Origin of the sequence: Massilia agri (genome assembly GCF_024753255.1) — a bacterium.
Taxonomy (GTDB): domain Bacteria; phylum Pseudomonadota; class Gammaproteobacteria; order Burkholderiales; family Burkholderiaceae_D; genus Telluria; species Telluria agri.
Window position 1 is genome coordinate 216,413 of the sequence record NZ_JANUHA010000003.1, and the last position, 13,079, is coordinate 229,491.

Below are 13,079 nucleotides of genomic sequence, written 5' to 3' on the forward strand. Positions count from 1 at the left end.
GCCGGAGGTGGACCGTGTTCGAACAGATGAAGCTGGGGGCCTGGAGCGCGGGCCTGCGCGAGAAACTGTCCCTGCCCTTGCGGGTGGAACTGTGGGATGGCGAGCGCTTTGATTTTTCGTCGGAGCCCGCCCGCGTCACCATCCGCGTGCCCGACCGTTCCGCGCTGCGCTACCTGCGCTCGCCCTCGCTCTACAGCCTGGGCAAGGCCTATGTCGAAGGCGCGATCGACGTCAAGGGACGGGCGGCCGACATCATCAGCGTCGGCAATGTCCTGGCCGAACACCTGGGCAAGGGCCGCAGCCGCCTGGTGGACGCCCTGCGCCGCCGCGTGCCGCATACGCGCACCCTGGACGCCGAGGCGATCCGCTACCACTACGACGTCTCCAACGCGTTCTACGCCGCCTGGCTCGACCCGGGCATGGTGTATTCCTGCGCCTACTTCGAGGACGGCAGCGAAGACCTGGCCACGGCGCAGCAGAAGAAGATCGACCACATCCTGCGCAAGATCGACCTGCGGCCCGGCCAGCGCCTGCTCGACATCGGCTGCGGCTGGGGGGCCCTGGTGCTGCGCGCGGCCCAGCACTTTGGCGCACGCTGCGTCGGCATCACGCTGTCGGAAAACCAGGCCGCCTTGGCGCGCGAGCGGGTCGAGCGCGCGGGGCTGCAGGGGCAGATCGAGATCCGGCTGCAGGACTACCGGGACGTAGAAGGACGCTTCGAGCGCATCACCAGCGTCGGCATGTTCGAGCACGTCGGCGTGCAGCATCTGCCGGCCTATTTCTCACGGGTCAACAGCCTGCTCGAGGACGATGGCATCGTGATGAACCACGGCATCACGACCACCAATGTCGACAACAGCGCGACGCCCTACGGCGGCGGCGACTTCATCGACCAGTACGTGTTCCCCCACGGCGAGCTGGCCCACCTGGCGACAGTGGTGCGGACCATGCAGGAAGGCGGGCTGGAAGTGCGCGACGTGGAAAACCTGCGGCGCCACTACGCGCGTACCTGCGCCGCGTGGACCGATAACTTCGAGGCGAATGCGGAGCGGATTCGTACGTTGACGGACGAGAAGCGCTTCAGGATCTGGCATGTCTACCTGGCCGGCTGCGCGTACGCCTTCGCGCATGACCGGATCAGCCTGTACCAGATCGTGTGTGGGAAGGCGGGGCAGGATCCGGCGCAGATTCCTTGGTCGCGGCGGTATATGTATTCGTAGGGTGGACGGCTTCGCCGTCCGCGCGTCCAACCGTCAGGTGAACAATCGCGTCGTGTCAGTTCACCATGTATTTGAACGCGCGTGCGGCGAAGCGTGATTCAGTCCACCGGACTGAATCACCCCTACTTCATGCGGTTAGCAAACGTCTTCCTGAACTTCGCCACCTTCGGCGCCACCACGAAGGCGCAGTACCCCTGCAGCGGATGCTGCGCGAAATAGTTCTGGTGGTAATCCTCGGCCTTGTACCAGGTTTCCTGCGGCAGGATCTGGGTCACGATCGGCGCATCCCACACCGCCGCCATCTCGGCCATCACCTTGCGCGCCGTCGCGTCCTGCTCGGGCGAGGTCGTGAAGATCACCGAGCGGTACTGCGGCCCCACGTCGTTGCCCTGGCGGTCCTGGGTGGTCGGGTCGTGGATGGTGAAGAAGATCTCGAGGATATCGCGGTAGCTGATCACGGACGGGTCGAATTCCAGCCGCACCACCTCGGCGTGGCCGGTGGTGGCCGAGCACACCTGCTCGTAGCTGGGGTTCACCACGTGCCCGCCCATGTAGCCGGATTCCACGCGCGTCACACCGCGCACTTCGAGGTAGACCGCCTCCGTGCACCAGAAGCATCCGCCGCCCAGGATGGCCACTTCACTCCCTGTTTGCTCGCTCATCGCACACCTTGTTTTCGTCAGTTTTAATAATTCTTAATGTAACGCAAAGCGCACCGTCGTGCAGTGCACTACCGCACCTGCGCCGCCCCTTCGGCCCGACAGTGGCATAATGGCGCATCCTATGAATACACGTGCTCCCCGCGCCACCGAGCGCGGCTTCGATTCCGCCCATTTCCGCCACGCCCTGTCGCAATTCGCTACCGGTGTCACCGTCATCACCACGCGCCTTGCCGACGGGAGCTTTCGCGGCCTGACCGCCAGCTCCTTCAATTCGGTCTCGCTGGAGCCTCCGCTCGTCCTGTGGAGCCTGGGCGCCGGCGCCAACAGCCTGCCCATTTTCAGCGGCAATTCCCACTACGTAATCAATGTCCTGGCCGCCGGCCAGCAGGAACTGGCGATGCGCTTCTCGCGCCGCACCGAGAACCCCTTCGAGGGCGTCGAGTACGAGCTCTCGCGCACCGGCCAGCCCATCCTGAAAGGCGTCTCGGCCTGGTTCGAATGCCACAACCGCAGCCGCTATCCTGAAGGCGACCACGTGATCTTCGTGGGCGAAGTCGAGGAATGCGCCGTGCACCCGCAGTCGGCCCTGCTCTTCCACGGCGGACGATTCGGCAAGACCGACTGAGCCGCACAAAGGCCAGAAACCGGCACTTGCCGAGGATTGCGCCAGTTCTCCGGATTTTCAGGCAAGTCGTGGCCAGGCTCGCGCCCTACCATTCTCTTCACCAATCACGCCGCATCCGCGGCACCAACAGGAGAAGAGAAATGTCCAAAGTCTGGTTCATCACCGGCGCCGGCCGTGGCATCGGCGCCCACATCGCACAAGCCGCCATTGCCGCAGGCGACAAGGTCGTCGCCGCCGCCCGCAGCCTCGAACAGCTGAACAGCACCTTCGCCGGCGTGGACCCGGGCCAGGTCGCACTGGTCCAGCTCGACGTCGCCCGCGAAGAGCAGGCGGCCACCGCCATCCAGGCCGCTGTGGAACGCTTCGGCCGCATCGACGTGCTGGTCAACAATGCCGCCTATGGCCTGCTGGGCAATTTCGAGGAACTGTCCTCGCAGGAAATCGACCAGCAGTTCGGCGTCAACGTCTTCGGCGTCATGCACGTGCTGCGCGCCGCCCTGCCCGTCCTGCGCCGGCAACGCAGCGGCCACGTCCTGAACATCAGCTCGATCGCGGGCCGAACCGGCTTCGACGGCGCCGCGGTCTACTGCGCCACCAAGTATGCGATCGAAGGCCTGAGCTCCTCGCTGTCGCTGGAACTGGCGAAGTTCGGCATTCACGTCACCAGCGTGGAACCCGGCTTCTTCCGCACCGACTTCCTCGACCAGAGCTCGGTGCGCTACGGCAAGAAAGTGATCGAGGACTATGCCGCCCATGGCACGGTCGAGGGCGCCTACGGGGCCTACCACGGCAAGCAGCTGGGCGATCCTGCCAAACTCGCCACCGCCGTGCTGCGCCTGGCCGCCATGGACAAGCCGCCGCAGCACTTCCTGGCCGGCAGCGATGCGCTCGCCATGGCCCATGCCGAGGTCGATGCACGCCTCTCCGAGATGCACGGCATGGCGGAACTGTCGCGCTCGACGGACCATGCCGATGCCTGACCGTGCCGCGGGGATGGTGTATCCTGATTGGGACAAGATCATGAACTCCCTCGTCCCGCCACCATCCCAGGCTGCTCCGCCGGCGCTCGCGCGACTGGCCGGACGGCTCCTTGCGCACGCCCCGCAGGACGGCAGTTTCGAGACCTGCATCCCGGGCGTGCACGCCATCCGCGCCTCGAACACGAGCGCCGAGCTGGTCCACGGCCTGCACTGCGCCGCCCTGTGCATCGTGGCCCAGGGCGCGAAGACCGTCATGCTGGGAGATGAGTCTTACGAGTACGATCCCTCGCGCATGATGATCTTCTCGCTGGACCTGCCGATCGCCGCCATGATCCGGCAGGCCAGCGTGGCGGCGCCCTATCTGTCCTTCCGGCTCGACTTCGACCAGGAGCGCCTGTCCGAGCTGATCCTCAAGGCTTACCCGGACGGTGTGCCTGCCGTAAGCGACAAGCGCGCGGTCTACGTGGCCCAGGCCGGCGAGGCCGTCATCGACGCCGCCGTGCGCCTGCTGACCCTGGCAAGCCAGCCCGAGGATGCCGAACTGCTGGCCCCGCTGGCCAAGGACGAGATCGTGCTGCGCCTGCTGCGCGGCCCCTTCGGCGCCCGGCTGGCCCAGCTGGGGCGGGTCGAATCGCACCGCATCGGCAAGGTGGTCGACTGGATCCGCCGCAACTACGACCAGCCGATCCGCATCGACGACATGGCCGAGCTGGCGCACATGAGCCCCTCCTCGCTGCACGAGCACTTCAAGTCGTTGACGTCGATGAGCCCGCTGCAATTCCAGAAAACCCTGCGCCTGCAGGAAGCGCGCCGCCTGATGCTGTCGACCGGCATGGACGCCGGCCTGGCCTGCCAGCGCGTCGGCTACGCCAGTGCCTCCCAGTTCAGCCGGGAATATTCCCGGCATTTCGGCTCGGCGCCGACCCGGGACATGGTGCGCCTGCGCAGTGCCGGCGCCGCTGTCGATTCCGTGTCATTTACACAATAAATCCACCTGTTGCCGGCCGGGCAAAAATGAAAATGCCTGTCGCAGTTTCAAAAGATGCCGCGCTGCCGCATTCCTATAATGATTGGGCTATGGCGCGGTCCAGGGACGGGCGCGCGCCTTTTGTTATCGTGAAAAAACCCATCGAGACAGGAAGATCCATGAGCCACTCCGATTCGCCCCGCAAAGCCGCCTTCCACTGGGACGACCCCCTGCTGCTGAACAGCCAGCTGACTGACGAGGAGCGCATGGTGCGCGACGCCGCGGCCGCCTATTGCCAGGACAAGCTGCAGCCGCGCATCCTCGAGGCCTTCCGCCACGAGCGCATGGACGTCGAGATCTTCCGCGAGATGGGCGAACTGGGCCTGCTCGGCCCGACCATTCCGGAACAGTACGGCGGCCCGGGCCTGAACTACGTGGCCTACGGCCTGATCGCGCGCGAAGTCGAGCGCGTCGACTCGGGCTACCGCTCGATGATGAGCGTGCAGTCCTCGCTCGTCATGGTGCCGATCCACGAGTTCGGCAATGAGGAAACGAAACAGAAATACCTGCCGAAACTGGCTACCGGCGAATGGATCGGCTGCTTCGGCCTGACCGAGCCGAACCACGGCTCCGACCCGGGCTCCATGGTCACCCGCGCCCGCAAGGTCGACGGCGGCTACTCGCTAACCGGCAGCAAGATGTGGATCACCAACTCGCCGGTCGCCGACGTGTTCGTGGTCTGGGCCAAGGACGACGAAGGCGCGATCCGCGGCTTCGTGCTGGAAAAGGGCTGGAAAGGCCTGTCCGCCCCGGCCATCCACGGCAAGTTCGGCCTGCGCGCCTCGGTCACCGGCGAAATCGTCATGGACGAAGTGTTCTGCCCGGAAGAGAACGCCTTTCCGGACGTGCGCGGCCTGAAAGGCCCCTTCACCTGCCTGAACTCGGCGCGCTACGGCATCGCCTGGGGCGCGCTGGGCGCTGCGGAAGCCTGCTGGCACACCGCACGCCAGTACGTGCTGGACCGCAAGCAGTTCGGCAAGCCGCTCGCCGCCAACCAGCTGGTGCAGAAGAAGCTGGCCGACATGCAGACCGAAATCACCCTCGGCCTGCAGGGCTGCCTGCGCCTGGGCCGCATGAAGGACGAAGGCACAGCCGCCGTCGAGATCACCTCGATCATGAAGCGCAATTCCTGCGGCAAGTCGCTGGATATTGCCCGCACGGCACGTGACATGCTCGGCGGCAACGGCATCTCCGACGAGTTCGGCATCGTGCGCCACATGGTCAACCTCGAGGTCGTCAACACCTACGAAGGCACCCACGACATCCACGCGCTGATACTCGGCCGTGCACAGACCGGCATCGCCGCGTTCTGATCTCGCCCAACGGGCACTTGACGCCCGGCGCCGCGTGCGCCGGGCCGATTCCGCGACGCTTGGCTGATCCTAGGGTCAACGTTCCAGCAACAATTCTTTTCCAATTTCAATCGCGCCCCGTCAATACGTCACCGATTTGCGCTAGGATAGTTACCAGAATCGCATAACGATAATAAGACGTAACTCACACCACTTCGCGAGGACGGATGAGCGCCGTTGAGGGACCGCAATCGCCTGTTGCAGCCAGCGCGCACGCGTTGTCGCTTGAGCTGCTGCTCCAGAACCTGCCGGGCGTGGTCTATCGTTGCCTGGTCGATGCCGACTGGACCATGGAATTCATCAGCGCAGGGGTCGAGAAGCTCACCGGCTACCCGCCCTCCGCCTTCCTGGCGCGCCCCGGCGTGAACTTCGCCACGCTGATCCATCCGGATGACCGCGCAGCTGCCGAACGCGGCGTCGCCCTGGCGCTGCAACAGGGGCGCTCGTTCCAGCTGACCTATCGGATACGGTGCGCGGACGGCAGCCTGAAATGGGTCTACGAGCACGGAGCGGCCCCGCCAGAGGGCGGCGGGCGCATCATCGAAGGATTCATCTTCGACTACACCCAGCTGCGCAATGCCAACATGCTGGTGTACGAACAGGCTTCCTTCCTGCAGCAGGCGCGCGATGCCATCATCGCGATGGAAATGAACTCGCGCATCACCTACTGGAACAGCGGCGCCGAGCGCCTGTACGGGTGGAGCGCCAGCGAGGCGCGTGGAAAGAAGTTTTGTGAGCTCTTGTGCGAGAACCTCCCTGCCTACCACGCCGCCTACGAAACGACGCTGACCAACGGCGAGTGGTCCGGCGAGCTCTCGCACCTGCGCCGCGACGGCGTCTGCATCGAAACAGATACCCGCTGGACCCTGATGGCAGCCGACCGGGAATCGGGCGCGCCCCAGAAAATCCTGGTGATCAGCACCGACATCAGCGAGCGCAAGCACAACGAGGCGAAGATCTTCCACCTCGCCTTCTTCGACCCGCTGACCGACCTGCCCAACCGCGCCAGCCTGCTCGACCACCTGCGCCGCGCCCTGCTGGGCAGCGCCCGCACGCGCAAGTGCGGCGCCCTGATGTTCTGCGACCTCGACAACTTCAAGTACCTGAACGATTCCCAGGGCCACGCGGCCGGCGACATGCTGCTGCAGGCGGTGGCGCGGCGCATGGAACACTGCGTGCGCGAGGCCGACATGGTGGCGCGTCTGGGCGGCGACGAGTTCGTGATCCTGATCCAGCCGGTCGAGGACACGCGCGAAGGCGCCGCAAGCCAGGCCGAGACCGTGGCGGCCAAGGTGGTGGCCGCGATGGCGGCGCCCTTCCAGCTGGCCGAGATGATGTATTCGGTGTCGGTCAGCGTCGGCGTGACCACCATGTGCGGCACCGTCGACACGGTCGAATCGACCCTGCGCCAGGCCGACGCCGCCATGTACCAGGCCAAGGCCTGCGGACGCAATACCTACCGCTTCCACGACCCGGCGGTGCAGGCCGCGTGGTCGGCGCGGGCGGAGCTGGAGAACGGCCTGCGGCGCGCGCTGCGCGACGAGGAGTTCGTGCTGCACTACCAGCCTCAGCTGGATCGCAGCAGCCGCGTGATCGGCGCCGAGGCGCTGCTGCGCTGGCGCCTGCCGAACGGGAAGCTGCTCTATCCTTCCGAGTTCATCCAGGCGCTCGAGGAGAGCGGCCTGATCATCGACATCGGCCGCTGGGTGCTGCGCACCGCCTGCGCCGAACTGGCGCGCTGGCAGCGCTGGCCGGATACGGCGGGCCTGACCCTGTCGGTGAACGTCAGCGCCAGCCAGTTCACCGAGCCGGACTTCGTCCCCATGCTGCAGCAGATCTTCGAGGAGACCGGGGTCCAGCCTTCAAGCCTGAAGCTGGAACTGACCGAAAGCCTGGTGGTGAGCGACTTCACCCACACCGCCCACACGATGGCGACGCTGAAGCAGCGCGGCATCAGCTTCTCGCTGGACGACTTCGGCACGGGCTACTCGTCGCTCGCCTATCTGCGCAAGCTCCCGCTCGACCAGCTCAAGATCGACCACTCCTTCATGCGCGACGTGCTGACCGACCAGAACGACGCTTCGATCGTGCGCTCGATCATCGCGCTGGGCGACAGCCTGGGATTGCAGGTGATTGCGGAAGGGGTGGAGACGCCGGGGCAGCGGCAGTTTTTGTCAGATGCAGGGTGCTTCATCTACCAGGGCTTTTTATATCAGCACGCCTTGAGCGCCGAGCATTTCACCCAATACGCGCGCATGGTGCATTAGTAGGGTGGGCGGTCCCCGCCCACCCTACAAAGCCAGGGGCTTGCCGCGCGCCCAGCGATTCGAGGACAGCGAAAACGTCAACGCACGCACCTGGTGATACCACCCCGCCGGCACGTACAGCATGTCGCCCGGCTCGACGATGACCTCGACCGGCGCGGCATGACGCGCCAGCGGATACGCATCGAAATCCGGCTGTTCCGGATCGAAGGGCGATCCGAACAGCACCGGGTTCGCCTCGCGCACATAAAGGAATTCATCATGGTGCGGCGGCGCCAGGAAGATCCGCTTGGTTCCCCAGATCTGGGCGAAGATGTTGTCGTCGAAGTCGCAGTGCAGCGGCGTCATCGTGCCGATGGGGCCGAGCCAGAAGCGCGGCGGACCCATCTTGCGGAAGTAGGCGGGCCAGTGGCACAGGCGGTTCAGCTCGCGCAGTTCCATATTGCCGACATAGGGCGGCGGTTCGTCCGGGCCGTGGATGCGGCCGGGTTCGAGGTCGAGGTAGTCGCGCAGGCTCATGTCGCGCATCGGGCGGTCGGCGCGGAAGGCCTGGCGGATGTAGTCGCCGGTGCGGGCGCGCACGGGCAGGTCGCCGTACTGTTCGCGCAGCTGTTCGGGAGTGAGACTGCACAGCGGCCAGCGGCCGACCAGGCCGGTCATCAGGAAAGGCAAGCCCTGCGCGGCTCTAGCTGCGAAGGCCTGCGCGTCGAGACGTTTTACACGGGGGATGCTTGTCAACAGCGGCAGGCTGCGCGCATGCGCCTTGACGGCCTCGCGCATCGCCGCGATGGAGGCGACGCCGCGCACGGCGGCATCGCGTTCTTCCTGCGCCAGCTTGCGCGCCGCCGCCTCTTCCGGCGTCGTTGCCACGACCGGCAGCGGCGGCAGCTGCGGATTCAATTCACTTCCCTTGCCCGACATCGTCTTCACACCTTTTCACGAAACCGCGAACAGGGTACTGCCTGGATGAAGAAAAGTCGAATCAGCTTGTGGCGAAGGGTGTCTCCGCCACGCCCTTGACACCCGGGCGCAGCATGACCACGGCGCCGGCGTCGCCGCCCGTGCCCGGATCGATCGAGGTCACCAGCAGCACGTCCAGGTCCGGACCGCCGAAGGCGCACATCGAGGGCTTGGCCATCGGCAGCGCGATCTCGCGATCGAGCTTGCCGTCGGGCGTAAAACGCTGCAGCAGGCCGGCATCGTTGGCGCAGCTCCAGTAGCAGCCCTCGGCATCGACCGCGGCGCCGTCCGGGCGGCCCTTCTGCCCGGTGAGGTCGAGATAGACGCGCTTGTTACTGGGCGTGCCGGTCTCGATGTCGTAGTCGAAGGCCCACACGGTGCGCACCTGCGGATGCGAATCCGACAGGTACATGGTGCGGCCGTCGGGCGACCAGGCCAGGCCGTTCTGGGTGAGCATGCCGCTCACCACCGGGCCCGCCAGGCCGCTCTTCGCGTCGTAGCTGTACAGGCCACCCACCGCGCGCGCCGCCCCCATGTCCATGAACATGGTGCCGCTCCAGAAGCGGCCCTGCCGGTCGCAGCGGCCGTCGTTGAAACGCATGCCCTCGCCCAGTTCGGATTCCGGTGGCGCCGCCAGCAGCGTGACCCTGGCGTCGCCATCCTCGCCCAGCGTCAGGCGATAGACGCCGGTCTCCATGCCGGCCACCAGGCTGCCGTCGTCCGCGCACGCCACGCAGGCCACCATCTCCGGGGCTTCCCAGTAGCGCGCCGCGCGGGTGGCGTGATCCAGGCGCCAGACCCGGCGCGCCGGGATGTCGACCCAGTACCACGCCCCTTCCTGCGCATTCCAGGTGGGGCTTTCGCCGGTGGCGCAGTGCACGCCTTCGATGCGTTCGATTTGCATGTCGCTCATCACAGGTCGGTGATCTCGCGGTGCGCCGGCACCAGGGCCTTCATCACGCCCCAGGCGACCAGGTAGGCCAGCGCGCAGATCGAGAACATGATCATGTAGCCGCTCTCCAGGTGGCCCTGGGCGCCGTAGTAGTCGAACAGCCAGCCGCCCAGCTTGGTGAGCAGCACGCCGCCCAGGCCGCCGGCCATGCCGCCGATGCCGACCACCGAGCCGACGCTGTGTTTCGGGAACATGTCAGACACCGTGGTGAACAGGTTGGCCGACCAGGCCTGGTGGGCCGAGGCGCCGATGCCGATCAGGATCACCGGGATCCAGTAGCCCATGTAGCCCAGCGGCTGGGCCGCCAACACCACCAGCGGGAGCAGGGCGATGGTCAGCATGGCGCGCATGCGGCCCTGGTAGATGCTCGCGCCGCGGTCGATGAACCAGGTCGGCAGCCAGCCGCCGCCGATCGAGCCGACCATGGTCATGCTGTACAGGACCGCCAGCGGGACGACCATTTCCGGACCGGTCAGGCCGTACTGGGCCGACATGTACTTCGGCAGCCAGAACAGGAAGAACCACCACACGCCGTCGGTCATGAATTTACCGAAGGTGAAGGCCCAGGTCTGGCGGTAACCGAGCAGCTTGAACCAGGATGCCTTTGGCTTGGTGGACGCGGGAACGGCTTCCACTGGCGTGCTGTCGCTGTTGATGTAGGCCAGTTCGCCCGGGCTGAGGCGCTTCTGGCGTTCCGGCGTGTCGTACAGCCAGAGCCAGATGCCCATCCACAGGAAGCCGACCGCGCCGACCGCGATGAAGGCGGCCTGCCAGCCCCAGTACTCGGCGATCAGCGGCACGGTCAGGGGAGCGAGGATCGCGCCGACGTTGGCGCCGGAGTTGAAGATGCCGGTGGCGAAGGAACGCTCGCGCTTCGGGAAGTACTCGGCGGTGGCCTTGATCGCGGCCGGGAAGTTGCCCGCCTCGCCGATCGCCAGCACCGCGCGCCCGACCATGAAGCCGATGATCGAGACCGGCACGGCGGCCAGGCCGAGCGTCGTGAACACGCTGTTGACGGCGGTGCCGATGCCGATCGCGTAGGCGTGGGCGATGGCGCCGATCGACCACACGACGATGGCGAGGACGAAGGCGCGCTTGGTGCCGAGGCGGTCGATCACACGGCCGGCGAACAGCATCGAGATCGCGTACACAAACTGGAAGGTCGCCGTGATGTTGGCGTAGTCCGTGTTCGACCAGCCGAATTCCTTGGTGAGCAAGGGAGCCAGCAGGCTCAGTACCTGGCGGTCGAGGTAGTTGATGGTGGTGGCGAAGAACAGCAGGGCGCAGATCGTCCAGCGGTATTTGCCCACCGTGGAGGCCAGCTCCGCGGTCTTCTCTGGGCTGCGGCTCATGACTTGCTGATTCATGTGATCAGTTCTTTTCAAGTGGAACAGCCGGTGTCTCCGCCGGCTGGTGCTTCAATCGTCAAAGGGGGCGCACCAGGCGCCCCCGTGATTACACCGCGACCTTCAGGTCGCCGTCCAGCACGCGTGCCAGGCGCAGGGGATTGTCGTCCCGCAGCGCCTCCGGCAGCAGCTCGGCCGGCAGGTTCTGGTAGCACACCGGCCGCAGGAAGCGGTCGATGGCGGTCGCGCCCACCGAGGTGCTGCGGCTGTCGCTGGTGGCCGGGAAGGGGCCGCCGTGGACCATCGCATGCGAGACCTCGACGCCGGTCGGGAAGCCGTTGAACAGCACGCGGCCGGCCTTGCGCTCGAGAATCGGCAGCAGCTTCGCAGCCAGTGCGTGGTCCGCCTGCTTCACGTGCACGGTCGCGGTCAGCTGGCCGTGCAGCTGCTCGGCCGCCTGCAGCATCTGCTCTTCGGTCTCGAATCGCACCACCAACGCGGCCGGGCCGAAGATCTCGTCCTGCAGGTCCGGGTTGCCGATGAAGGCGCCAGCGTCGACTTCGTACAGCGCTGCCTGCGCGGCGCAGCCGATGCCTTCCGTGCTGCCCTGGGCGACCAGGCGCAGGCCTTCGGTGGCGCCGAAGCGGGCGATGCCGCTGTTGTAGGCTTCATGGATGCCGGCGGTCAGCATGGTGCCGGCGCCCTTGGCCTGCAGCGCGGTGGTCGCGGCAGCCGTGAACGCATCGAGTGCCGCACCCTTGACGGCAAAGACCAGGCCCGGGTTGGTGCAGAACTGGCCGACGCCCAGGGTCAGCGAATCGACGAAGCCGTTCGCCAGCGCGGCGCCGCCCTCTTCCAGTGCCTTCGGCAGCAGGAAGACCGGGTTCACGCTGCTCATCTCGGCGTAGACCGGGATCGGTTCCGGACGCGAAGCCGCGGTCCGCATCAGTGCGGTGCCGCCGCCACGCGAGCCGGTGAAGCCGACCGCCTTGATGGCCGGATGGGCAACCAGTTGCTGGCCGATGGTGCGGCCGTCGCCGAACAGCATCGAGAACACGCCTTCCGGCAGGCCGCATTCCTGCACCGCGCGCTGGACGGCGCGGCCGACCAGTTCCGAGGTGCCGAGGTGGGCGCCGTGGGCTTTCACGACGACCGGGCAGCCGGCGGCCAGTGCCGAGGCGGTATCGCCACCGGCGACCGAGAAGGCCAGCGGGAAGTTACTGGCGCCGAAGACGGCGACCGGGCCCAGGCCGATTTTCGCCAGGCGCAGGTCGGGACGCGGCGGGGTGCGTTCCGGCAGCGCGGTGTCGATGGTCGCGCCGAGGAAGCGGCCGTCGCGCACTACTTTCGCGAACAGGCGCAGCTGGTTCACGGTGCGCATGCGTTCGCCTTCCAGGCGGGCTTGCGGCAGGCCGGTTTCCTGCTGGGCGCGTTCGATCAGCTCCGAACCGATTGCCAGGATCTGCTCCGCCACCGCTTCCAGGAAGCGTGCGCGCTGCTCCAGAGGCAGTGCACGATAAGGATCGAAAGCCTGCTGTGCAAGCGCGCAGGCACGTTCCACGTCTTCGCCGCTGGCCTGGCCGAAGGACGGCTCGAACTCGGCGCGGGTCGAGGGGTTGTAGGCGCGCTGCTCGCCCGCGCTACCGCGGACAAGCTGGCTGCCGATGATCATTTCACCAGTGATCGTCATG

11 protein-coding genes are annotated in these 13,079 nt (G+C 66.4%); 6 read left to right on the forward strand and 5 right to left on the reverse strand.

Annotated elements, in window-relative coordinates:
- Nucleotides 1–14: 14 nt before the first annotated feature.
- Complete coding sequence (locus tag NX780_RS06015; protein WP_258826946.1) at nt 15–1,220, forward strand: class I SAM-dependent methyltransferase; 1,206 nt, start codon at nt 15–17, stop codon at nt 1,218–1,220.
- Nucleotides 1,221–1,342: 122 nt separating this feature from the next.
- On the opposite strand, the gene msrA is transcribed toward NX780_RS06015, so the two are convergent.
- Nucleotides 1,343–1,882, reverse strand: coding sequence for a peptide-methionine (S)-S-oxide reductase MsrA (gene msrA, locus NX780_RS06020; protein ID WP_258826947.1), 540 nt, complete (start codon nt 1,880–1,882; stop codon nt 1,343–1,345).
- 121 nt (nt 1,883–2,003) lie between these two features.
- Here msrA and NX780_RS06025 point away from each other — a divergent pair, with 121 nt between their 5' ends.
- The 5 genes from NX780_RS06025 (at nt 2,004) to NX780_RS06045 (ending at nt 8,133) form a co-directional block, all read left to right on the forward strand.
- Complete coding sequence (locus tag NX780_RS06025) at nt 2,004–2,507, forward strand: flavin reductase family protein (protein ID WP_258826948.1); 504 nt, start codon at nt 2,004–2,006, stop codon at nt 2,505–2,507.
- Between the two features lie 140 nt (nt 2,508–2,647).
- A complete protein-coding gene (locus NX780_RS06030; RefSeq protein ID WP_258826949.1) occupies nt 2,648–3,487 on the forward strand; it encodes an SDR family NAD(P)-dependent oxidoreductase in 840 nt (279 codons plus the stop codon).
- Nucleotides 3,488–3,527: 40 nt separating this feature from the next.
- Nucleotides 3,528–4,475, forward strand: coding sequence for an AraC family transcriptional regulator (locus NX780_RS06035; RefSeq protein ID WP_258826950.1), 948 nt, complete (start codon nt 3,528–3,530; stop codon nt 4,473–4,475).
- A 158-nt stretch (nt 4,476–4,633) separates the two neighbouring features.
- Nucleotides 4,634–5,827 carry an acyl-CoA dehydrogenase gene (locus tag NX780_RS06040; RefSeq protein ID WP_258826951.1) on the forward strand — a complete coding sequence of 398 codons (1,194 nt, stop codon included), beginning with the start codon at nt 4,634–4,636 and terminating at the stop codon, nt 5,825–5,827.
- Between the two features lie 206 nt (nt 5,828–6,033).
- Nucleotides 6,034–8,133: a putative bifunctional diguanylate cyclase/phosphodiesterase gene (locus tag NX780_RS06045; RefSeq protein ID WP_258826952.1), complete on the forward strand. Its 2,100-nt coding sequence runs from the start codon at nt 6,034–6,036 to the stop codon at nt 8,131–8,133.
- A 24-nt stretch (nt 8,134–8,157) separates the two neighbouring features.
- Here NX780_RS06045 and NX780_RS06050 read toward each other — a convergent pair whose 3' ends face one another.
- The 4 genes from NX780_RS06050 to NX780_RS06065 form a co-directional block, all read right to left on the reverse strand.
- A complete protein-coding gene (locus NX780_RS06050; RefSeq protein WP_258827143.1) occupies nt 8,158–9,051 on the reverse strand; it encodes a cupin-like domain-containing protein in 894 nt (297 codons plus the stop codon).
- A gap of 61 nt (nt 9,052–9,112) precedes the next feature.
- On the reverse strand, nt 9,113–9,994 hold the full coding sequence (locus tag NX780_RS06055) for an SMP-30/gluconolactonase/LRE family protein (protein ID WP_258827144.1): 882 nt from the start codon (nt 9,992–9,994) through the stop codon (nt 9,113–9,115).
- 8 nt (nt 9,995–10,002) lie between these two features.
- Nucleotides 10,003–11,394: an MFS transporter gene (locus NX780_RS06060; protein ID WP_258826953.1), complete on the reverse strand. Its 1,392-nt coding sequence runs from the start codon at nt 11,392–11,394 to the stop codon at nt 10,003–10,005.
- Between the two features lie 103 nt (nt 11,395–11,497).
- A complete protein-coding gene (locus NX780_RS06065) occupies nt 11,498–13,078 on the reverse strand; it encodes an aldehyde dehydrogenase (NADP(+)) (RefSeq protein WP_258826954.1) in 1,581 nt (526 codons plus the stop codon).
- Nucleotide 13,079 lies beyond the last annotated feature (1 nt).

Bases quoted from the DNA above. Each gene is read 5' to 3' on its own strand.
- msrA (WP_258826947.1), bottom strand. From the start codon at position 1,882: ATGAGCGAGCAAACAGGGAGTGAAGTGGCCATCCTGGGCGGCGGATGC.
- NX780_RS06025 (WP_258826948.1), top strand. From the start codon at position 2,004: ATGAATACACGTGCTCCCCGCGCCACCGAGCGCGGCTTCGATTCCGCC.
- NX780_RS06030 (WP_258826949.1), top strand. From the start codon at position 2,648: ATGTCCAAAGTCTGGTTCATCACCGGCGCCGGCCGTGGCATCGGCGCC.
- NX780_RS06035 (WP_258826950.1), top strand. From the start codon at position 3,528: ATGAACTCCCTCGTCCCGCCACCATCCCAGGCTGCTCCGCCGGCGCTC.
- NX780_RS06040 (WP_258826951.1), top strand. From the start codon at position 4,634: ATGAGCCACTCCGATTCGCCCCGCAAAGCCGCCTTCCACTGGGACGAC.
- NX780_RS06045 (WP_258826952.1), top strand. From the start codon at position 6,034: ATGAGCGCCGTTGAGGGACCGCAATCGCCTGTTGCAGCCAGCGCGCAC.
- NX780_RS06050 (WP_258827143.1), bottom strand. From the start codon at position 9,051: ATGTCGGGCAAGGGAAGTGAATTGAATCCGCAGCTGCCGCCGCTGCCG.
- NX780_RS06055 (WP_258827144.1), bottom strand. From the start codon at position 9,994: ATGCAAATCGAACGCATCGAAGGCGTGCACTGCGCCACCGGCGAAAGC.
- NX780_RS06060 (WP_258826953.1), bottom strand. From the start codon at position 11,394: ATGAGCCGCAGCCCAGAGAAGACCGCGGAGCTGGCCTCCACGGTGGGC.
- NX780_RS06065 (WP_258826954.1), bottom strand. From the start codon at position 13,078: ATGACGATCACTGGTGAAATGATCATCGGCAGCCAGCTTGTCCGCGGT.